A 21,263-nucleotide genomic window follows, 5' to 3' on the forward strand; every position below is an offset into this window, starting at 1 on the left:
ACCTTATCAAATTAACTCGGCTAAGGGGAACTTTTTAGATTGGCGAAGAGGGGTCAATTTGAAGCGGTTTATCCAACATGAACACACTAGAAGTAGCAAGTTTATCTTTATGAAATTCAAACTATAAATCAGGTCCTGGTAATTCTGTTCTGATCGACCGGCGTTTGTTAAAAAGCTAATTTAAGTTTTCATAGCAAGAAATACAATCGTAATAATCTTAAAGGTTCACTTATAACAGAGAGTTTTACAAAATCCTATAAACAGCAAAAATAATGACAAATTATAAATCAGCAACCTCAAATCGATAAGAATTATTGATTTCACGGATTTCAATTTTTTAAACATATGGGAATATAGGTTTTTTGCTACTTCCACTTTGATGTCCTTCTTTTAAGGCTTGATGTAGCTGACGTACTGTACGAACCTTGGTAGGGAAGAGCGGTTCGGGCTTGCGGCATGTGGCAGTGCTTCGAGCCACAGGATTAGGTCGCCTTTTTTTCCGGCAATTTTGGCTGGTTTGCTTTGGGCCCGGAGTATTTTTAGGGCATCTTCGGGTTCTGGGTGTATCTGTATCGTATTAGATATATACCTGTCTGGCAAAACCCCAAGAGCCTCAAAGAAAGGCTTAGGACAACAATACAAAATAGGGACGATTATAAAAGATAAATTGGAGGGTACAATTAAAAATGAAAATAAAATATATCGGATTTGCCTTAATCGTCATAATCATAATTGTCAATTTATTTCATGCCTTGAATTATTACGGCATCAGTGAAATGAAACTGCCGGAATTCTATTTCTGGCAGGCGGATAGTTGAGAAATTAGCAAATTAGCGCTGAAATTAAATGGTTAAAAAAAATCAACTAAGTGTTGCGTTTTAGAATGTATTAGCTTATATTCGTCTAATAAAACGATTAACGCAATTCTAACCGATTATGAAAAAAAACGCTCTAATTGGGCTGACTATTTTGGTCAGTTTCTGCTTCATGTTGTTTGCCTGCAGAAAGGATATCAAGAACTATATTGAAAATAGGATAGAAGGATCTCCAGCCCAGCTCGAATCCGCAAAAATCTGGAGACTCCAAAAGCTTGAGACTAATGAATGGCAAAAAGGGTTATCCATCCTAAAACCGCTATGGAAAGATAGCTGGACAATTCGCTCGTCCAAGGGCTACCAGCTTTTGATCGTACCTGCAACGGAGCGCCACATTCAAAATAAAGATTTGAGTATCCGTAGGTTTTTCGTGTTCAGGACGAGTCAAAATGAAACTTCTGATGGCAAGATCATTGAACTTCTAGGCATGAAATACAATGTTGAGGACAATCTTGACAAGCTTTTGGCCAACTGTGAGGAAACAAGGATCGAAAACTTTAACGGATCTATATTTTTTTACGATATCAATTATCACCAAGTTAAATCCTCGACATATAACAACGGAATCAAGTCAGAGTCAAGTTCCTCTATTGTTGTAACAACGGATAATAGCCGTTTATCCCCCACATCTAGGGTTGTAAGCACCACTAACAGTTTATGTGCAAATGTATATCCAACGCTTCAGGGGTATCCACTCATTCCATGCCCAAACCCTTTAATATTAGCCAATGCAAATTATGAATACAATTCTGAAGGTTGTGTAACAAAGCTGACGCTCACCTATATTAATCACACCTGTCCAGGGACCAGCACAAGCGGTGGTGGAAGCGGTAGCGGTAGCGGTTCCGGAAGTGGATCGGGCTCGGGCTCTACGGGTCCAGAGTATGGGGGGTCTAGAACAGTATCGAGAGATGCGAGTGTAATGACAAATGCGAGGATTAACTGTCTGTTAGATCAATTGCTTGGAGGAAACGGGAAGTCGGGTAATGCAAAGTTTCAGGATATGATAAATGCTTTCCTTGGTATGGGTTACAACCTAAAATTCAAGCTTGGCCCCCTGGCCAGCAAAAAAGCAGAGACGACATATGACCCAAACAACTATAGTAATTTTACCATAACGCTAAACAGCGATATGTTGGGGACACTGAGCAATATTGAGATCGCTAAGGAATTTTTTCATGAAGCATTTCATGCCAATATTATGCAACAGGCGAGGGCGCTTTTTGGTAGCCCTGCTGTTGGTTTGTGGACCAAGGGCCCAGAGGATATGTCGTTAATAGAGGTAGTAGAGAAGATGGATGCCGAGGTTCTAGGCAAGCCGGATTTGGAAGCGCTTCACCACCAGTATATGGCAATGAATGTTGAGAATATATTTACTGGTCTAAAGACTTTTGCCCAAACCAACAGTACCAACTATAACTCTTTCAATGATGGACATTTTAAGGGCTTAGCTTACGAAGGACTGCACACAACACCCTATTATTTAAACTATGTCGTTAAGGATGGCAGTGGAAATGATAGAACTACCACCTATTTCGGTCAAACTTACACCTTAGCAGATTATTATATAACTGTGGCAACTATATTGAAGGATACAAACGTTTCACCGTGTACTAACTAGACCATGAGAAAATCACTAATAATATTAGGCCTTTTCACGATTTTGAATTTATCCTCTGCATTGGGTCAGACAGGTGTTAATAACACAATCTATCTATTTTGTAACAGAGACGATCTAAAGCTTAGCGTTAATGAAGTAAGAGAGGCGACTAAGCAGGTTGTAATATCATTCTTTTTTACAAAAAGCTGGACAATCTGGGGTGATAAACAGTCACAGATTATGTTAATGCACACTACTAAACCTATTCCAGATAAACAATGGGGGTGGATCGCCACATCGGAAAATATTGAAGAGATAAAAAAGCTTTCAAACCTGATGACGCTTGATCAATTTGTGGAAAAGTTAAACCAGCCGGACTTTGTCAGTAGCCTAGGTTCAATGAAATTGGTAATGTTGCTTGGTTGGACCAATGGAAAAAAATTTGAACGTTATCCGGTTAAAGTTGGAACATCCATATCTGACCCTCATGACCTAAATATCCCCGAGCAAAAACCTGTAAAACCTAGAAGATCTTATAAGAGTAATTAGTTAATATGGAAAAACTATTTCTTATAATATTTTTTACCATATTCAGTTATTCTGCTGTATCTGCAAAACATGTAAAAACGAGTGACACTTGATATCAATTGTAGCCGGAATGACTTAAATATAATAATTAACCATATTAATATTGATAAAGAACAAGTGCGGACCTCGTTTTTTTTCAATAAAGAATGGGAGATATGGGGGAACAAACAAACCGGCATAATGATAATTTTCAGCTCAGAACCTACATCCCGAAGAAATTGGGACTGGGTTATTAGGCAGTATAAAATAGATGAGATCGATAAGAGGATAGATGTCATTTCATTGAAAACCTTTTTAGAAAAACTAAATAAACCAGGATTTGTGGCCGGGATAAATAATGTGAATCTGATTATGTTGCTATTATCGGAAAATGGGCAAAAATTTGAGAAATATCCGATAACGATAGGCACTGATCTCTCTGACCCCCGGGATTTAAACATACCTGAGCAAAAGCCTGTAAAAAACTAGTGATGAATCATAAATTTTAAAGATGATGTTTTTGTCGAAATTGAAAGTGTCCATTACAGTTTGGTCTATATGTTTAGATGACAAGGTAATTTTGCAACAGAGATTGAAGGTAAATACATAGCAGATTTATAGCTACAATTGTTGACATAACTGAATACTCAAGTTGTTATTCAAAAGATTTTAATACTCTAAAATAAGAGCTAGATAGGCAATCTAAGAGTCCGCTTTTTGATACTGTATTCTATCTTAAAACCAACATTTATTTAAAAATAATAATTTAGTTTTGATAAGCATTTATTTAGTTTTAAAATACATAGCTACGCCCTACGATACATTTTCTTATCGTTAAGATTTCATTTGATCTGCCGAAATTCTTTAGGCAGCAAATTTATTGAGATCGACGTATGGCGATTTGCGCATTGCCACGGCAAATATCCTTGCAAGCATTTTGTTCCTGATTATGTTTATTACGGTCATCTTGCTTTTGCCCTCTTCAACCCGTCGGTGATAGTAATCCCTCATCTCTTTATCATGCCTGCATGCAACAACAGCGCACAAGTGCAGTATTTTTTTCATTTGCTGGTTGGCCATTGAGCTCACTCTGGTCTTCCCGATATAGGTGCGATCACTCCCTAGATCAGCCAAAATAGACAGATTTCTTTTAAGTGGTTAGCTATTCTCATATCTGCGGGGTAGTAATTGACATGTCCTCTGTCCCTTTTGGAGCCGACAAAATCACCAGATCTGAGGTTCTGCTTTAACATTTCGAATACTCTTTCACTGCTGGCGGAGGTCTCTCGGGTTTATGGGAATGCCAATGTGCCCCCATCTCGAGTCTATAGCTCCACGGTTCAACATCCGCTGTTCGCTCTTGCGATCCTCTATGGTTCCGGTTACTCCTGTATCCTACGGTAAGGGATAGCATCCTTTTTCAAAATTCAGGTAAGATGGTTTACGAGGAGGAATAGACTATGCAAGTGATTAATGCTGTAGGCAGCAAGCTTGTGCAGCGGGTGCATCTCTTCGTGCTCCGGGGCCCGCCTTTATTGATCGAGGGCCGGAAACCGATTTGCCGGGTACACATAAAGAAAAACGGGTTTAGAAAAAATGAGATCACAGATGATGAGCGCTGCCCCCCTTTACCGGGTAGGTCTGCTCCAGACTGGCATAGTCCAGTTCGAGTCTGAACAGTGGGAGAACCTCTGCAGTTGAAACCCTGGCTATGACGAATGTGAGGGGTGAAGCACCGCAAATTTCCCAGGAGGCTATAAGCGCTCCCGGGGAGCAGAGGTCAATCAAAATATTTTCCTCCCGGTTCTTTGAAAGAAGAACGGATGCGTTGAGCCAGGAATACATAAGAGATGAATGGATTACTCCATCCTCCAGCACCAGTACTTTCCCATCGGTGGAATTTGCCCCAGAGGAATTTAGGCCCGACGCGCGATCAAAACGGGCCAGAATGACCGGAGAGCCTGATATTCTCATATCTAAATGAATGCTACTGTTGCTCATAGGGTCGGGAGATTGGACGGAACGAAGATAATACAAAATTTATTCCCCAATTGCGTGGCAGGCCAGACTCAGAAATCTGTCCCTGGCTGGGCTGTGCACATCAAAGATGACCATATTTTTCAGTGCCGGTACTGTGAAAATAACATTTAAGTTAAAGGAAGATGGATTGGATGGGGTTAGCTGAAAGAATAGAACTGGAGCGCCGAATAAGGCTCCACTCATCAAAATATTTAAAATAAGCCTCAGAAGTAAATTTTAAATGCGTTCCAAAAGCATCAAAAGCATATGTTGCCGGGCAGCACCAGTAACCTGCATGCGTTAGGCCACCATTTCAGTACTAGCATTAAAATACGTGGACATCGGTTGGTGGTTCATGTTTCTCATCAACCCCCAAGGTAAACCAGGTCTGGAGATTTTAAGGGTGGAGGTGTTGATAAATAGTATAGGTGAAATAGACAAAGCTTCTGAAAGAGATATTTCCTAAACTGTGTCTGGAGATAGGGGAAACTTGGGAGAGGGATTTAGTGGACTGAATTTTAATGATGGGAGGTGCAAATGAGCACCTCCCGTTATAGTGGTTTGTTTTCTAAACTGTCATCATTTCCTTTTTAGTGACATGGACTTGGGAAATAAATAACCCTCATCGGCTTTTAAACTGGTTCCCTCGTGCATTTGGTTCAGATTAAGCTCCAAAAGAGAGTTTGTTTTGAATATAAGGTCAACGCGGGTCTGATAAAATGGATTACCACTTCCCAGCTTGAACACAACCGGTTGCCCGGCCGCATTCGTCGAACCGACAAATGCATATTTATTAGGATCAAGCGCGATTTTTTTGTTGTCAACGAAGTATTCGATTTCACCTTTGAGAAACTGCATTATAAAAGGGCCAGACGTTATCTTGACGTCAATATCAACCTTTGTAAACCTAAAAATTATTTTCTTATTTTCTCCTGTCCATATCCATGTACCAATAAATTTATCCAGAAACGGGTTTTCGACAAAAGTATTTTCCTTTATGTTTTTTGCAGAGAGTTCATTCTGGGTGATCTTAAACGTGGTCTTCTGCGCACTTGAACTGATGGCCAAAAGAAAAAAGCTGGTTAATAAAATGATGTTTTTCATATTTTTTAGTTGCAGTTTGTTAAGGTAATGTTTCCAGCGGCGTCTTTGGAGACTATTCTCCAGTCATCCATAGTTGAGTTATTGTTCTTTATCAGGACAATGCCTGTACCGGTACCCCCGTTTGACGATTTGAGAAAAGTGACCAGATTCAGTTCGTTCTGTTCCACAGAATTTGTATTGGTAATTTGTGAAGCATAACTACTCATGATCAGTGTCCTCCACATTGAACCCGGAGCAAGATTGCTGGACCAAGTATTGAATTTATTTTCGTCTTCTATGGCGAGCATATAGGACTGTCCAGTCGCGTTCACCATACCGTATATTAAGCTTCCCTTATCTATTCCGGTACTATATTTCATAATATCAATAAAAGATCCAAAATCAGCATCTGAAAAGGTCGAGATATTTAAGGAATCCTTTTCATGATTATGAAATACTACTTTCGAGTTGTTAAAGGTTTCTATCCCAAATCGATAGTCGGTGCCGTTATGCCCACCGTTGTAATAAAGCCAACCATCCTGTGATCCATATGCCCCGGGCGTATTTATATAAAGGGATTCATGATCCTGGGTCTTCGCCCAATCCTTGAGTGAAAGGGCACGAAGGATAAAACTTGGATTGTGGATCGCGGTCTGCATCACAGCACAGGGCTTTGTAACGACCGTGTAATTTCCGCCGAACGGTCCTCCACCGCCATTTGCCCCAGAACCGGAACCACTTCCACTGCCACTGCCGTTTCCAGCACTTCCACTTCCGATACCCGTCGTTGTGCATGTTTTTGAAAGATAGTGGTAAGTTATTCTTATTACTGCCCCATTCTCATTCTGTACCTCTTCCATCCAGAACGTGTAAATACAGTTTTGCAAAACTGGATAGGGTACACCAATCCACTCTATTGTCACCGAATTTGTAGACTGTACCTCGGGGATACCACTGAGAGACATTAATCTTGAAACCATTAAAAGGTTTGTAGCTTTCTTGTTTTCCAGCTGGTTCTTGCCCAAACGAACAAACTGAAAGCCCATGTTGTCATCTTGATGACCATCTTTATAAAAACTGCCACCAATTCTTTCATAATTAATATTGTACTTAATAATAGCTCCATTAAAGCCTTCGATGGACCTAGAGTTTATATTTGGCAAAAGTAAGTCCAGATTCTTATTGACATCGTAGTTTTTCCCCAAAATTTCGTAGATCTCGCCACTGATGATCTGCTGGTTCTGAGAAGTAAAAACAAATACCCTTCTTACACTTATTATCTTGTCATCTACATAGTCTTCGATTGTTGGGACGATAAGTAAGGCATTGCCATTTCGACTTGTAAGTGAGTAGGAGCTTTTCCATAATGGCCTCAGTCTGATGAAATTCGCATCCCTGACACTTGAGCCATCAGAGGAGTTCTGTAAATGCCATATTTTTGCTGATTCTAGGATAGCGGAAGACGGGCCTTCCCGGTTATTGACATAATTTTCTATGTCTTTTCTACATGAGAAAATTAGTAGGCATAATCCCGTGACCAGGCTCATGATGATGAGAGCAGTTTTTTTCATATGGTTAGAACTTTTTGAAACGGTTAGCATTAACCGTCTTGTAGTATACAAATTACTGTATTTTAATGAACAACCAATCTTTTAGTTGATATGTTTTGCTAGAAAATTGTTCCAATCCTTGGAATCAATTTAGCTCACAAAAAAATATTGAAACTGAGCCGTCATCAATGGTTGCTCCTTTAGGATAAGTTTCAAATTTCTCACTAATTGAAATGGCTTTTGGAATCCTATTCTGATTTCAAAAAGCTTGCAAAAGAATCTGTCTCTTGCAGTCTGTAAACAGGTGTAGACGGATATCAAGATTGAGCCGAGAAAATAGTTCAATGATAATTTGTATTTGCCACCCTTTCGTCCGCTGATTGTTCCGACATGCCCCAATGCTAGAAATCCGCCCTCTTTTATCTCTTAACCTTACTGTTATGTCAGTTGGCACGAGTCTGCCGGTTCGCATTGACAGAGTTAAATAGGGGTCTTTATATTTTAACTTATAACGATACTTCACGAGACTGGTTATTGAAACGGTTTTGGTCAACAGCTCGGAATCATCGCAATAAAGGCCACATGAATCTTTGATAAATCAGACCATCGCCAAAAGCACGGATTACTTTCAACTTTAGTTCGTTTTAGTTTACCGACTGATATATAAAATTTGGGAAGGGTTTTAACAGAATTTTCATTTTTTTATCATCCCGTTCATCAATATCCGGCCAGAGGTTCAAAAAGCCCTCTAGAAGTTCATTTACATTTGAAATCTGCCTGTCGCTCTCTCGCTGAAGCAGTATGGGAAAGATAACTACTTTGCCGGAATAATCCGGTTTCTGTTCCCTTGCGTTATTCCACCTCTCTCTGATCTTTGTTTTTAGCGTGTTTATGGGATTCAGGATTCCGATCAGGGTCTGTGGCATTTTCCCGCTGAAATAAACATTCTCTATCTGTCCGGCCGAATCAAAACTGATTGCGATGCTGTATATAAACGAATAATTTTTCGGAAGCTTCCAAACAGAGTCCGCACGCATATGGTTGCCAATGATATCGGTGACGAGGAGCTGCAGATCGAGCTTTTTATTCGTATCCCTCTTTTTTGTTAATACCGGGGAAGCCGCTTGGGCCTTCAGTTCATTGCCGTGAAAAACAAGCACAAGGGCAACCAACATCGTCAAAGAATAGATTTTTAGTTTCATGTTAAAAATTATAGTTGCAAAAAGTACCCATAGCCGTTGTTCCGGAAGGCGGGGTTTTTGAGTGTCTGCTGTTTATGGCTTTGATGTCGGCTCTCTGCGTATCGGTAAGCAGATTGCTGTTGAACAGGGTTGTATTTTCCAGCCCGCCCCAGGCAAGAGCCCATGCTTCATTGGTGCTTAGGCTCGGGAACGCAGTCTGCAATGCTCCGGTCATAGTGGCCACATAGCTGGTGGCCATTGTGTTATGGTCGTTCGGGACAATAAACCTGCCCTGACTGTCCTTGGTCAGTTTCAAATCCATATAACCATGGAGTATCTCGTGGTAGACGGTCGCCAATATGTATTCATTGGATCTTCCTGGAAGCTTATTCTCGTTGAGGGTTATATTGATGGTGTTATTGTAACCGTTTGTATTGCCCATTACGGTATCCGCCAAATTGTTCACGTCGCTGATGTTCAAAGTGCGGTCAAGCCCACTGAATAGAAATTCCTGTTCGAGCATATCTTTGATAGCGTTATTGGCCTCCAGTGCATGTGTAACCTGATAGGCAATACAGATATTCGAAACATCAACGTTGATCGTTGAGCCGCCACCGCCATATTCCGGACTGGTGGTTCCGCTACTGCTAGATGCGCTGCCTGAGGATGTTCCCGGGCTCGTGCTCTGGCCGGGGCAGGTGTGATTGACATAAGTTAGTGTAATCCGGAGAATACATCCATAAGAATCGTAGGTGTAATCTGCAATCGATATAACCTGAGCATTGTCACAGGGAATCAGCGGCCATCCATTTTTTATGGGATACACCGTTGCACATAGCCCGTTGGTGCTTGATGGTCTGGCGACTGAAAAAGACTTGTTATCTGCTCTCGCAGATACAATTGAGGAAAATGATTCTGTCTTCTGACCCTTTAAATAGGTTGCGGATCTGACTTTCTGGTAATTAATATCATAAACGTAAACAGAGCCATTAAAGTTTGTTATTTTGGTCTCTTCGTAATTTGCCAATAGATTATCCAGATTTTCCTCCACATTGAACTTTCTACCAAGCAGCTCAACAATCTGCCCACTGACCGTTTCATCGTGCTCAGTTCTGAAAACAAAAAATCTGCGAATGCTCAAATCTTTATTTCGAACATAATGTTCAGGTGCAGGTACGATCAGTAGCTGGTGCCCCTTTGAAGATCTTATTGTCCAGCTGTCGCTCCATATGGGTTTCAGGATGGATGTATTTTTTAGATTTTCGCCATAGGCCAGATTTTGAAGTCTCCATATCTTGGCCGATTCCAGTTGTACGGAAGACCCCTCAGTTTTGTTTTCGATATAGTTTCTTATGTCCTTTCTGCAGGCAAATAGCATTAAACAAAGACTGACAAGAACAGTCAGACCCAGGAGCGCGTTTTTTTTCATAGTTGGTTAGAATGAGATTAATCGTTTTACTAGAACGAATATAAATAAAATCTATCCTGAAACGCAAAACTTAGTTGGATTTTTATTTTACGGTTCAACACTTGCATCAGCTATCTGCCTGCCAAAAATAAAATTGGGGCAACTTCATCTCCTTGATTTTGTAATAATCAAGGGCGTAGATTAAATTTACCAGGACCATGATCGCCAGAAAAACAAATCCAGCATATTTTTTTTTTGTTTCTTTATCGTGCGCTCTCATTTATTGCTTATATAATCGGGCCGACTTTGTATCGTACTCCGGAGCCTCTCTTTTAGCGTTGAGGCATTTCGCCAAACAGATGCATAGCTATGGCTATAAAGGAACAGGCATACTAAAAAGAGAATAGATACAGAATATAGCCAATTTTTGTGGTTAGACTGTTTTATTAGAGAGACAATCATGCCTGCAAGTATTATGAATATGCCAATAGAGGAAACATATGCGTACCGGTCTGCCAAAACCGAAAATCTAGCCAGTGAGATCAGGTTGCCGACAAGTAGGATATGGATAAAAAACCAAGTTATTCCAAAAAGGACCCATTTATAACGAAAGAAGTCCTTCAGGCAGTATAAGGCAAATGGTATGCAAAGGGTAGACGTCCAGAGCCATCCCGGAATTTCTCCTCCGCTTTCGAAGGGAAAGGGGTAGAGATAGGAAACATTGATAGGAATGACACACTTTGTGAAATATTCCCCTACAGTATAAAAAAACAGTGGCACGCGTTCCAAAACGTTATAAAAATTTCCCGCACCATCAGCACCCTGCGATTCCATTGTAACAAAGCCCATCAGAAGCGATATGAGAAAGACCGGGAGTTTCTCCAGCCACATCATCCTGTTCCTCCAGCCTCTACCATAGAGGTAATCCATGAGCAACATGGTAAGTGGGAATACAACAGCCTGTTCCTTTGCTCCAAAAGACAATATAAAGAACAAGAGGACTAGCCAAAACCTGGACTGCACCGATCTTAGGATATAGATTCTATAGCTCAAGACAGCGATGATATAAAAAAATGCATATAGAAGGACCTTTGACGCAGCAACCCATGCTACGGGCTCGACATTGATCGGATGAACAGCAAAGAGCAGTGCCGTAAGACATGCCACCTGTATATTCTGCGTTCTGGTCATTCCCTCAAAATCCCTCATAAAACACAGAACCATTATATAGACAAGAGAGGAATTAATAAGATGAAGTAATACGCTTGCCAGATGGAAGTACCCTGTCCTATAACCAAAAAATCTATACAGGATTGTATAATATAATTGGTTAAACGGAGCATACTGGCCATAATAAAAGTCTTTTAGTATGGATAATAGGTTGTGACGGGTCAATCCGTCCTCCGTATAATGGTTGGTAACAAACCACTGGTCATCCCAGCCTATAAGAAATTCATGTCTATATACCTGAAAATAAATTCCAGCGATACAGAGTAAAATCAGGAAAATGTTGAACAAGTGTATTTTGTTCGGGAACTGTGACTTGATTTTTAAGCCATTGGCTTCATCAGCACTGTCTTGGTGGATAATTACGAGGGCTTGCGATGCGTGAGCGGGCATATTTAATAAAGATAAATTGCTAAGCTAAACTTTTTGGCAGAAAAAGCATAATTTCGTCCCAACCCATCAAACTCTAGAATCGACAGATATGTTAAACCGGTCAACAAAAAAAAACAGTGTTGTTTCCCGGGCTGTATACAATCGAAGTTTTATTGCTCTGATGGCGTTATCCTTTATTTATTTCGGGTTCTGGTGGGGCTATAGGCTTGATGAACTCCCTGGGCTTCATGCTGATGAGGCATGGGCCGGGTTAATGGCATACGCTTATAAAGATAAGCTCGACAGTCTTACGGGCATGAACAACTATACAGGTATCCTGCAACCGTATCTTGTCTCTCTTATCTTTCATCATATTGATGCCGGCGTTTTTGAGCTCAGAATCTCTACTGTCTTTTTTAATTTCTGCGGCGTTGCAATAATATCCCGCGTACTGTATCACTTCAGTAGGTGGCATGTAATTGTTTTTTTGTTGATATTCTCCCAGTCTGCCCTACTTATGGTCACAACAAGGATAGCTTGGGAGGTCAATACTTTTACACTGTTTTTGATGTCGATAATTTTATTGAGTATTCACCGACTTATTAAGACCGAAAGTAATTCGCCGGCATATTGTTTCCTATTTCTCGTTGTCAATCTTGCTGGAACATATAACCACATCCTCTTTTCGTCTCTCTCTGTTTCGTTGCTTATCGGATCGCTTATCTGCATTGCGGGCACAAAAAGACCAGTTCCGGTTTATCTACTTTATATTTTATTTGCGAACATTTTTAATCTGATTTTGCTTTTCTTTACAATGAGGTATCTTCTTGGGCTTTTATCGCTCAAATCAGGTTTAGCTGTATCAGTGATATTCCTGTTTACTGCTATGATAGAATCCTTTATGCTCTCAAAGATACGCACGCAAGGGCCAGCCGGCGGGATTAAGGTCAGGCCGGAAGTGATTACCATTGCCATATTGCTGGCTACCTGTACATTTCTTGTTTTTCACAGTTCTGCCCTTCTGGATGTATTAACAAATTATAAGATTCTGACTAACATTTATTCATACACACCCTCCATCCTGGAAAAGGTTTTGCTTTTTGCCTTAGGCAGTTTGTTCCTGGTTTGTATCTTCTATAGCCTGTTTGCTGATTTCTTCAGGAAAACCGCCTTTGTGTGGCCTGCAGTTGTGATTTTATCTTACATGGGTATTCTTTCGATATATACCACGAACAACTCTTTTAGATATTACCTTATTATATATGTGATGCTGTCGGTCTACATCACGCACAAAATTGTCCTAAGTCCCCATCGAAAAAAAATCATGGTTGCACTCACTGTAAGCTTTTTCCTAATGAATTTTAGCCTAATTGAAATTTATTTGGTCCCTCATAGGAAACTCAAAGCGGTCGAACTGGTTGTAGGGAACGGACAGGATGAAAACTCTGGGCATTTTCTTCCCAAAAAACCACTCATAGATTTTCTGAAATCAAAAAAGGCTGGGCAAATCATATACGGATCAGATAGGTACTTTATTGAACAGCCTGTCCTGTTCTACAGAAAGCTCAACCCATGGCCCGAAGATATTAATAATAGTGTTATTGTCGATTTTAACCCTTTTACTGTTGGAAATGGGTTTATTCTTATGGAAAAAACCAAGCCTTTACCTTAATTCGTAAATTTTTAAGAGATCCTCATTTAGGTCAGGGTCATAAACTTTGTTTATCATTTGAGTAAGGGAATCAAAATTATCAAAAACAGGTACTGCTTTCATGCCTTTGAGCATCATAAGCGTTTTGGGGCCGGTAATCTCATTTGATGATACTAATAGGAGATTTGTAAAGCCCTTTTTTCTTTTAAGAAGTTCCGGCTTCCATATCGTACTGATTTCCTGCATAGAAATTCTCCGCGAACTGTAGAAAGTGTTTTTTGGAAATGGCCAGTCAGAATATGGATTGAGCCCTTTGACAAACAAAAGGTGAACCGGATGATCAGAATTTCTTCTGTCGATATAACTGGCAGCACCAATCTTCGCATTTCCTGCACTACGTGTACCGATTGCCCACAGGCCTAAGACATTTATTGCCGCCGCAAAAACCAACAAGGACCGTAACATAGCGTGCGACATGCTTGTAGTTCCCATAGACTGGTAAGCCAAAATCATTATTAATGGCGAAAGCCCCGCCAGGGGAAATAAGAACCTCAGCTCTTTATGCGGAATTATCGAATGGATGATTAAAAAGGGTATTACTGTCCAAACAATCAGATTTTTTGGGTCTTTGTAAATCAGGAAAAGAATACTAAAAAAGATGATTAAACCAATCGGGCCTGGAGACTTTATAATGTATAAAGGAATTTGATACCAGGGAGATACACCATATTGGGAGGCGACCCCATTGATTATATTTTCATAAAAATAGCTGTAAAGGGTCAAGCAGAACTCTCCATAAAACCACCAGTCAAGCAATACCCCGAGCAAAAGCGTAAAGAACGAAAAAGCAAGGACAATCAGTAATTTCCCACGGCCAATTCTGGCAATGAAGATCAGCCACAGTACAGCGCCCACCACAAGGATTCCAGACTGAAACCTGAACAGAACAGATAGGCCGAATATCAATCCCAGAAGGGCTGACTTTTGCCAGTTAGTCTTATATCCCCCCCGAATGATTAAGCTCAGAAAAAACAGGAACATGATTCCTGACCATGTCTCCGAAGAAAACCTGACGTTTATATAAGGCAAAAACCAGAGGAAATAACTCATAACAAGAAATACATTGACGTTCTCCTCCTTCACAAGTCCGCGATAGGATCTAGTAAAGTATCTGATTGCAGCCAACGACGCAATCCCGGTCAGCAATCTTAGAGAAAAGGCCAAAATATAGGAGTCGGTAATTCCAAGCATGCCCAGTATCTTAAAGACAAGAAAGCACAGGGTTGGTTGAAGAGAGGGCCTTATTCGCGAATTAAATTCCCATGCCAAGTCTGATGCAGTGGAATTTCCGAGCTTATACTGTGCGAATTCGATGATCTGGAAGTGTTCATCAGCATTATTAAAGCCCTTACTGTTATACGATATCACAAAATAAATTACGCACACGAGTGAGTAAAATAACTTTGAATGCTCCAGCTGGATGATGCCTATTTTTTTTGAGAGGTTTTTAAATAGCATATGGTCAAAAGGCCTGTGGTTTGGGGATGGCAGGCAGTATTGCAAAGTAATTAAACTTAAAGACAAAACAATTTCTTTCGGAGGTTTTCGAAAAAAATAGATAATTCCCTTTAATTCTCAGTAAAAGAAAGAATATATCATAAATCCAAATGTGGTACAGTGGGGTCAAGCGAATTGGCTTGTCCAATAAAACAGTAAGAAATGACTTTTATCTAAGTGTTTCTATTATCCATCTTTTAAGAACAATTTTTCGCGCGATTCTCTTTTTACGAATCCTTGTTTTTTTTAAATCTGTCATCTGCATAATTTTACCAGAGATCAATATGTTTTTAATTTTTTCACCGTACCTATCAAATTCTGGAACAGTTGATTCCAAATCCGCAACTTCGCGAAGTTGAGAAATAAAAATATTGTCAAGAGTGAAGGAATTATTATCTGGCTTAACATTATTGATATCCAAACATTTATCCCTATCTGTTAGTTTTAAATTAATTTCTTGAATCAAATTGTATACTTTATTGAATTGATTTAGTTGGAATTTTTTTCCATCAAAAATTACGCTCTCTCCAATAATTGAACTAATTAGTTTTCTTTTTCCACCGGGATTCGAGCTATAAAATAAACTTTGCAAGTTACCTAATGATCTTAATGCGGATTTTGATATTGCCTTTAAAGACCTCCAGGATATTAATTCAGAATTTAATTCCTGAACTTCCTTTTCCAAAAATTCTAACTTCTTAAGGTATGGGTAGCTTATCGAATCATATTCTTCCTTGTTTATTTGCTCTTGGTACTGGAGGTCTCTTGCCCTATTTATTTTTTTATTCAAGGCATGAATCTCCAGAGATAACTTTTTATTCTTCTTACTTATTGGTTCTAACTGATTTTTGTGGGCGTTGATCATCGTCTTGATGAATGACCTCACAACTCCCTGATTAATGCAGCACGCGTTAATTTCTTCTATAAATTTATTATTAATGGCTTCCGCTCTAATTCTATACCTGCAAGCTGAATGGCAATGATAGAAATACCTTGGTAGTCTACCATCACGTCTCGTACTAGAAGTTAGTTTAAGACCACATCTAGGGCAATGTAAGAAGCCTCTAAGTATGAAATTATCTGGTGCGAAAATACACAGGCCCTTTCGTTTTAATCGTGTAGAAAGTATATTTTGCACGTTTTTGAATTGATCCTCCTTTATAATAGGTTGATGCTTGGATTGAATTAAATAGGCATCTTCATTTTGATTTTTTAAAACTACCACCTTGCCATAATATAAAGGGTTTTTGAGCAGATAGTGAAAATTGTTTCGACTGCAAATTAATCCTTTCTCGCAAGCTATCTGCCAGATATTTTCCGAGGAGAATATATTTCTTTCAATCTGATCGAATATCCATTTTATAATAGAGGCTTCGGGTTCTTTCTTAATTATGTATTTATTTCCATCTTCGTCGGTTCTATTTTTGTAACCTAATGGAGCGCGACCTGTAACTCTTCCTTCTTTTCGAGCTTGCCTAATTCCGGCTTTTGTACTTAACCCTTTTCTATCGTTTTCAATTTCAGGAATTGCAAGATAAATTGCGAGCATTAATTTGTTCTCAGGTACATCTAGATTTAGGGGTTGTTCTATCGCCTTAGATTCAATATTGATTTTCTTTAATGATGCGATAGTTTGATAAGCTTCACCTATATTTCTGCTAAAGCGATCCCATCTAGTGAATAATATTAAGGTAGATTCCTCTTTATTTTTTTTTAAAAAATCAATCAATTTTTTCCATTCCGGACGATTGAAACTTTTTGCGGAAAAATCTTCTGTAAATATTCTTTTCACTGCTATTTTATTAATTTCACAGTATTTTTCAAGAACTTCTTTCTGATGATTTAATGAGTATCCTTTTTCGGCCTGCTCATCAGTACTTACTCTGATATATAGAACTGCTGTTTTCATTTTCTAACTTTTAGTAGATATTTAAAATAATATTTTTAAGGTGTCTGTTTTTTGACTGTTTACTAATAACATAGATGCTATAGTTAATGCGATTAGCAAACTCAGTAGAAGCTAATGTGCTTTATAGCTCGGAGTTACCAAATATGTATGTTGTGGTTAGTATAGATTTTTATTTTTCTCTACCAAATCAGATAAATCTGCGATTGCAGTCATTTGAGCGATAAAATTTGTCGACAACTTTGCCAAGAGCGACCCCTAGTTTTAAAGCAGTTCTGAAAAGAGCTGCTTTTTTTGTTTAGGATGCAAAATGTTCTAATGTGATAAATTAGGAAGTCATCGCCGGCGTTAATGATAATAAGACTTATAACGCAGTTAACCAATCGCTCCCGAAGAATATACCTAAGGAGAAAGGACAGATTGGCTATGATGTTTATCGCTACGATAAAGCATTTCTAAAAAGAGGTGTGTCGAAGCTCATTTTTTCTTTAAAAAAAGATTAAATCTCTGTAACCAAATTGGGGTAAGAAAAATATGCCTCAGTAGCTGTTAACTAATTGAGTACATCTTAAACGCTATTTTTTAATCAGTTCCATCTTTAGCTTCCAATTTGTCATCCAAAACTAATAATAAATAATAACGGAACAATCGTTCCGAATAAGAGTTTATATTTGCGGAACGATTATTTCAATAAGGGGATGATAAAATATAGACATGAAAAAATTAGTTAATAAAATAGCCGTAGTAACAGGAGCATCAAAAGGTATTGGTGCTGGAATTGCTAAAAGCCTTGCTGCATCTGGTGCAAGTGTTGTTGTAAATTATGCATCGGCAAAAGCTGGTGCAGATCAAGTAGTAGAAGAAATTAACGCAGCAGGTGGAAAAGCAATCGCCATTCAGGGCAACGTAACAAGTGTTACAGATTTAGCCAGATTATTTGAAGAAACCAATACCACTTTAGGCCCGGTTGATATTTTGGTAAATAATGCAGGCGTTTATCAATTTGGTGCAATTGAAGAAATTACTGCAGAAGATTTTCACCGCCAGTTTGATACTAACGTACTTGGTTTGTTGTTAAGCACGCAAGGTGCGTTGAAACATTTTAATACTGCTGGTGGGAGTATTATTAACATTGGATCGGCAGTAACCGCTATTACTCCGGTAGCCAGTTCAATTTACACCGCAACCAAAGGCGCAGTTGATTCGATTACTCATGTATTAGCTAAAGAATTGGGTGCTAAAAATATTCGTGTAAACTCCATTAATCCAGGTATGGTAGAAACAGAAGGTACGCATACTGCAGGTTTTATTGGTAGCGATTTCCAGAAAGAAGCCATTGCTTCTACACCATTGGGTCGTGGTGGAAATCCAGATGATATTGCCGATATTGCTGTATTTCTTGCATCGGAAGATTCGCGTTGGTTAACGGGAGAAATCCTAATTGCAAGTGGTGGCGTAAGGTAAATGACCATCGTTTTACGAGAATTAATTTAAAATGAATAGCTTTGCTTTATTAAGCAAGGCTATTTCTGGTTATGGCAAGAACGAAAGATTTTGATGAGAATGAGGTGCTGACCAAGGCAATTCAACTGTTTTGGCACAAGGGCTATAATGCTACATCCATGCAAGATTTGGTGGATGGGCTTGGGATTAGTCGCTCGAGTTTGTACGATACCTATAGTGATAAACACACCTTATTTTTAAAAGCATTAGAAAGCTATCAACTAGCTGGCAATGCAAAAATCAAAGAAATTGTAGCTCAATCCGTTTCTGCAAAGGAAACGGTGATTAAATTAATGGAACTCGCTACCAATGATTTAGTTGGCGATAAACAGCAAAAAGGATGTTTCATGGTAAACGCCGAAGTTGAAGTTGCGCCACATGATCAGGAAGTAAGTAAACTGGTTTGTCAAAACGAACAACAAATGGAAACCGCTTTTTTTCAGGTGATTAAGAAAGGCCAAGAAAGTGGAGAAATTACAAATACTCAAGATGCATTGGTATTGGCCAAGTTTATCTTCAATGCAGTAAAAGGGATGCAGGTTACGGCAAAATCTAGCCCAGATGCCATTAGCTTTGGGAATATTATTCGGCTAACTGTAGCCGTGCTGGATTAAGCTTGTTTCATTGTATTTATATATTTTATATTATTTATAACCCATCGCTTGTAAATTAAAGAGTTCCGCATATTTGCCACCCGCTTTCAATAGTTGCTCATGTGTTCCCGATTCCAATAGTGTTCCTTTTTCCAAAACTAAAATCCGATCTGCTAAGCGAGCAGTAGAGAAACGATGCGAGATCAATACCGCAGATTTTCCTGTGGTGAGTTGCGCAAAACGTTGAAAAACCTCATATTCTGCTCTGGCATCAAGTGCAGATGTAGGCTCGTCTAAAATCAATACCTGAGCATCTTTCATATATGCTCTAGCCAAGGCAACTTTTTGCCATTCGCCACCAGAAAGCTCAATTCCATCATTAAATTTCCTGCCCAACCATTGCTGATAAGCTCCTGGTAGTTTTTGGGCAAGCTCATCTGCCAAACTGAGTTCGGCTGCTGCTTTAACCAATTGCTCGTTTTCAATTTCCTTAATATTGCCGACCGCGATGTTTTGATAAAAAGTCATTTGGTAGCGGATGTAATCTTGGAAAATGATGCCAAGATTATGCCTTAAATCATCCAAATCATAACTCTTTAAATCCTTTCCATCTAGTAAAATACGACCCTCGCTCGGGTCGTACAATCTGGCAAGGAGTTTTACCAAGGTTGTTTTACCTGCACCATTCTCGCCCACAAGGGCCAGCTTTTCTCCGGGTTTTAGTTCAAAGCTTAAATTTCTGTTCGCCCACCTATCGCTATTGTGGTATTGGAAACCTACATTTTCGAATACGAAACCTGATTGTATGGGATTTGGGAAAGGCAACGCATTTTTTGGTTTGGTGATTTTCGGCTGTATTTCGAAAAAATCAATAAAATCTTGCAGGTAAATGGCGCCCTGAGAAACCATCGTAAACCTAGAAAGCATGGTTTCCATCAAGCCACTCAGTTGACGGAATGATCCAGCTAAAAAAGTCAGGTTCCCAACCGTTGATTTTCCAGTAACCGTTTCGTAAACAATAAATCCGTATGCTGCGTAATAGCCAATAGTGCCTAAAATTGAAAAAAATGTGCCCCAAATAGATCTACGTATGGCCAATTTGCTATTGTCTTTATAAAATTTATCCGACAAGGTTTTAAACCTGTTGATAATGAAATCTGAAAGACCAAAAATCTTCACTTCCTTTGCAGTTTCATCACTAGCACCCAAGTAGCGCACATAATCAAGTTCCCTACGTTCTGGAGTCTGACTTCGAGACAACGCATAATTTTTGCTGTTAAAATAAGATTCGCCGAGGAATGAAGGGATAATCGCAAGTACCAATAAAAGAATTAACCATGGGTTAAAAGCAATTAATCCTGTCAAGAGAAACGCCATGGAGATTAAATCTTGTATTTGGCTCATCACTTGCGAAAGCATCACACTTCTACCAACCGTTTGTTGCCTTGCACGTTCCAGCTTATCATAAAATACAGAATCTTCAAATTGATCTAGGTCGAGGGTAGCGGCGTGTTCCATTATTTTAATGGAGGTATAATTTGAAAACTGATCGCCTAAAAGGCTATCTGCAAGATTAATCATCCTGCTCAGCGCATCATTCATAATTGCCAAGAAGAACTGAAGGCCTACCAATTCCCAAAGCCTGTCCATATTCCCACCTATGGCACTAGTGTTCAATGCCACAACTTCGTCTATAATCAGTTTTCCAACATAAAGCAATGCAACTGGCATGGCCGAACGTAAGATCCTAAGGGTAAAACTGATGATGGTTTTGCTCGGACTGCTTTGCCAAACCAGTTTAAATAGATTTGGCAAATTTCTTAAAGAGGAGAGACGTTCTTTAAACGAAATGTTTTCAACGGGTATTGTATTTATTTTCTTTGCCATAGTGATCGATACAGGCAAATCTAATTTTATTGAGGATTAGTTTTTTATATTTTTTGTAAAAAATAGGGGCTTGATTTTGTCGTCATTTTCAGCTTTTGTTTTAATGGTTTTTATCTTCAGGAACAAGCGGACGCTTGCGCCAGAGTGGGGAGGAATTAAATTGTCATTCCGTACGCTCTAGGCTTGCCTCGGCTCACCGCCGCCGATTGGCTCCTTCTTTTCTCTTGATAGAAAAGAAGCAAAAGATCAAGGCTGTGCATCATTTCTTGGTCTGCTACGTCAAA

The 21,263-nt window shown here is 39.3% G+C and carries 16 protein-coding genes; 6 read left to right on the top strand and 10 right to left on the bottom strand.

Annotated elements, in window-relative coordinates:
• Positions 1-390: 390 nt before the first annotated feature.
• Entirely contained in the window at positions 391-642 is a 252-nt protein-coding gene (locus H7U22_RS23275) for a phytanoyl-CoA dioxygenase family protein (RefSeq protein WP_222621819.1), read from the bottom strand.
• Positions 643-936: 294 nt separating this feature from the next.
• Between H7U22_RS23275 and H7U22_RS07690 the strand changes: the two genes are divergently transcribed.
• From H7U22_RS07690 to H7U22_RS07700, 3 genes are all read left to right on the top strand, one after another.
• Positions 937-2,496 (top strand): hypothetical protein, encoded by a 1,560-nt coding sequence (locus tag H7U22_RS07690; RefSeq protein WP_187070771.1) that lies wholly within the window; start codon positions 937-939, stop codon positions 2,494-2,496.
• A gap of 3 nt (positions 2,497-2,499) precedes the next feature.
• Positions 2,500-3,024 (top strand): hypothetical protein, encoded by a 525-nt coding sequence (locus H7U22_RS07695; RefSeq protein WP_187070772.1) that lies wholly within the window; start codon positions 2,500-2,502, stop codon positions 3,022-3,024.
• 219 nt (positions 3,025-3,243) lie between these two features.
• Positions 3,244-3,531 (top strand): hypothetical protein, encoded by a 288-nt coding sequence (locus H7U22_RS07700; protein ID WP_187070773.1) that lies wholly within the window; start codon positions 3,244-3,246, stop codon positions 3,529-3,531.
• Positions 3,532-3,906: 375 nt separating this feature from the next.
• Here the strand turns inward: H7U22_RS07700 and H7U22_RS07705 are convergent, their stop codons facing one another.
• The 6 genes from H7U22_RS07705 to H7U22_RS07735 all read right to left on the bottom strand — a co-directional run bounded on the left by H7U22_RS07705 (position 3,907) and on the right by H7U22_RS07735 (position 11,903).
• Entirely contained in the window at positions 3,907-4,107 is a 201-nt protein-coding gene (locus H7U22_RS07705; RefSeq protein WP_187070774.1) for a hypothetical protein, read from the bottom strand.
• A 1,533-nt stretch (positions 4,108-5,640) separates the two neighbouring features.
• Complete coding sequence (locus H7U22_RS07715) at positions 5,641-6,165, bottom strand: DUF6705 family protein (protein ID WP_187070776.1); 525 nt, start codon at positions 6,163-6,165, stop codon at positions 5,641-5,643.
• Between the two features lie 5 nt (positions 6,166-6,170).
• The gene (locus H7U22_RS07720) at positions 6,171-7,715 is read right to left on the bottom strand and encodes a hypothetical protein (RefSeq protein WP_187070777.1); all 1,545 of its coding nucleotides are present in this window, start codon (positions 7,713-7,715) and stop codon (positions 6,171-6,173) included.
• Positions 7,716-8,338: 623 nt separating this feature from the next.
• The gene (locus H7U22_RS07725; RefSeq protein WP_187070778.1) at positions 8,339-8,896 is read right to left on the bottom strand and encodes a hypothetical protein; all 558 of its coding nucleotides are present in this window, start codon (positions 8,894-8,896) and stop codon (positions 8,339-8,341) included.
• Between the two features lies 1 nt (position 8,897).
• Entirely contained in the window at positions 8,898-10,304 is a 1,407-nt protein-coding gene (locus H7U22_RS07730; RefSeq protein ID WP_187070779.1) for a hypothetical protein, read from the bottom strand.
• Between the two features lie 255 nt (positions 10,305-10,559).
• Entirely contained in the window at positions 10,560-11,903 is a 1,344-nt protein-coding gene (locus H7U22_RS07735) for a hypothetical protein (RefSeq protein ID WP_187070780.1), read from the bottom strand.
• Between the two features lie 160 nt (positions 11,904-12,063).
• Between H7U22_RS07735 and H7U22_RS07740 the strand changes: the two genes are divergently transcribed.
• Positions 12,064-13,554 (top strand): hypothetical protein, encoded by a 1,491-nt coding sequence (locus H7U22_RS07740; RefSeq protein ID WP_187070781.1) that lies wholly within the window; start codon positions 12,064-12,066, stop codon positions 13,552-13,554.
• Here H7U22_RS07740 and H7U22_RS07745 read toward each other — a convergent pair.
• Both H7U22_RS07745 and H7U22_RS07750 read right to left on the bottom strand, forming a co-directional pair.
• Positions 13,546-15,117, bottom strand: a complete 1,572-nt coding sequence (locus tag H7U22_RS07745; RefSeq protein WP_187070782.1) for a glycosyltransferase family protein — start codon at positions 15,115-15,117, stop codon at positions 13,546-13,548. The genes H7U22_RS07740 and H7U22_RS07745 overlap by 9 nt on opposite strands.
• A 142-nt stretch (positions 15,118-15,259) precedes the next feature.
• Positions 15,260-16,999 carry a recombinase family protein gene (locus H7U22_RS07750; protein WP_187070783.1) on the bottom strand — a complete coding sequence of 580 codons (1,740 nt, stop codon included), beginning with the start codon at positions 16,997-16,999 and terminating at the stop codon, positions 15,260-15,262.
• A 711-nt stretch (positions 17,000-17,710) separates the two neighbouring features.
• Between H7U22_RS07750 and H7U22_RS07755 the strand changes: the two genes are divergently transcribed.
• Positions 17,711-18,460 (top strand): glucose 1-dehydrogenase, encoded by a 750-nt coding sequence (locus tag H7U22_RS07755; RefSeq protein ID WP_187070784.1) that lies wholly within the window; start codon positions 17,711-17,713, stop codon positions 18,458-18,460.
• Positions 18,461-18,531: 71 nt separating this feature from the next.
• A complete protein-coding gene (locus tag H7U22_RS07760) occupies positions 18,532-19,113 on the top strand; it encodes a TetR/AcrR family transcriptional regulator (protein WP_187070785.1) in 582 nt (193 codons plus the stop codon).
• A 30-nt stretch (positions 19,114-19,143) separates the two neighbouring features.
• Here the strand turns inward: H7U22_RS07760 and H7U22_RS07765 are convergent, their stop codons facing one another.
• Entirely contained in the window at positions 19,144-20,979 is a 1,836-nt protein-coding gene (locus H7U22_RS07765; RefSeq protein ID WP_187070786.1) for an ABC transporter ATP-binding protein, read from the bottom strand.
• Between the last annotated feature and the right edge of the window lie 284 nt (positions 20,980-21,263).

Source organism: Pedobacter fastidiosus (genome assembly GCF_014306625.1).
Lineage (GTDB): Bacteria > Bacteroidota > Bacteroidia > Sphingobacteriales > Sphingobacteriaceae > Pedobacter > Pedobacter fastidiosus.

Excerpts from the sequence above, each read along its gene's own strand:
- H7U22_RS07725 (WP_187070778.1), bottom strand. The coding sequence starts at position 8,896 with ATGAAACTAAAAATCTATTCTTTGACGATGTTGGTTGCCCTTGTGCTT.
- H7U22_RS07750 (WP_187070783.1), bottom strand. The coding sequence starts at position 16,999 with ATGAAAACAGCAGTTCTATATATCAGAGTAAGTACTGATGAGCAGGCC.
- H7U22_RS07760 (WP_187070785.1), top strand. The coding sequence starts at position 18,532 with ATGGCAAGAACGAAAGATTTTGATGAGAATGAGGTGCTGACCAAGGCA.
- H7U22_RS07740 (WP_187070781.1), top strand. The coding sequence starts at position 12,064 with ATGGCGTTATCCTTTATTTATTTCGGGTTCTGGTGGGGCTATAGGCTT.
- H7U22_RS07695 (WP_187070772.1), top strand. The coding sequence starts at position 2,500 with ATGAGAAAATCACTAATAATATTAGGCCTTTTCACGATTTTGAATTTA.
- H7U22_RS07690 (WP_187070771.1), top strand. The coding sequence starts at position 937 with ATGAAAAAAAACGCTCTAATTGGGCTGACTATTTTGGTCAGTTTCTGC.
- H7U22_RS07755 (WP_187070784.1), top strand. The coding sequence starts at position 17,711 with ATGAAAAAATTAGTTAATAAAATAGCCGTAGTAACAGGAGCATCAAAA.
- H7U22_RS07715 (WP_187070776.1), bottom strand. The coding sequence starts at position 6,165 with ATGAAAAACATCATTTTATTAACCAGCTTTTTTCTTTTGGCCATCAGT.
- H7U22_RS07705 (WP_187070774.1), bottom strand. The coding sequence starts at position 4,107 with ATGAAAAAAATACTGCACTTGTGCGCTGTTGTTGCATGCAGGCATGAT.
- H7U22_RS07720 (WP_187070777.1), bottom strand. The coding sequence starts at position 7,715 with ATGAAAAAAACTGCTCTCATCATCATGAGCCTGGTCACGGGATTATGC.
- H7U22_RS07700 (WP_187070773.1), top strand. The coding sequence starts at position 3,244 with ATGATAATTTTCAGCTCAGAACCTACATCCCGAAGAAATTGGGACTGG.
- H7U22_RS07735 (WP_187070780.1), bottom strand. The coding sequence starts at position 11,903 with ATGCCCGCTCACGCATCGCAAGCCCTCGTAATTATCCACCAAGACAGT.
- H7U22_RS07730 (WP_187070779.1), bottom strand. The coding sequence starts at position 10,304 with ATGAAAAAAAACGCGCTCCTGGGTCTGACTGTTCTTGTCAGTCTTTGT.
- H7U22_RS07765 (WP_187070786.1), bottom strand. The coding sequence starts at position 20,979 with ATGGCAAAGAAAATAAATACAATACCCGTTGAAAACATTTCGTTTAAA.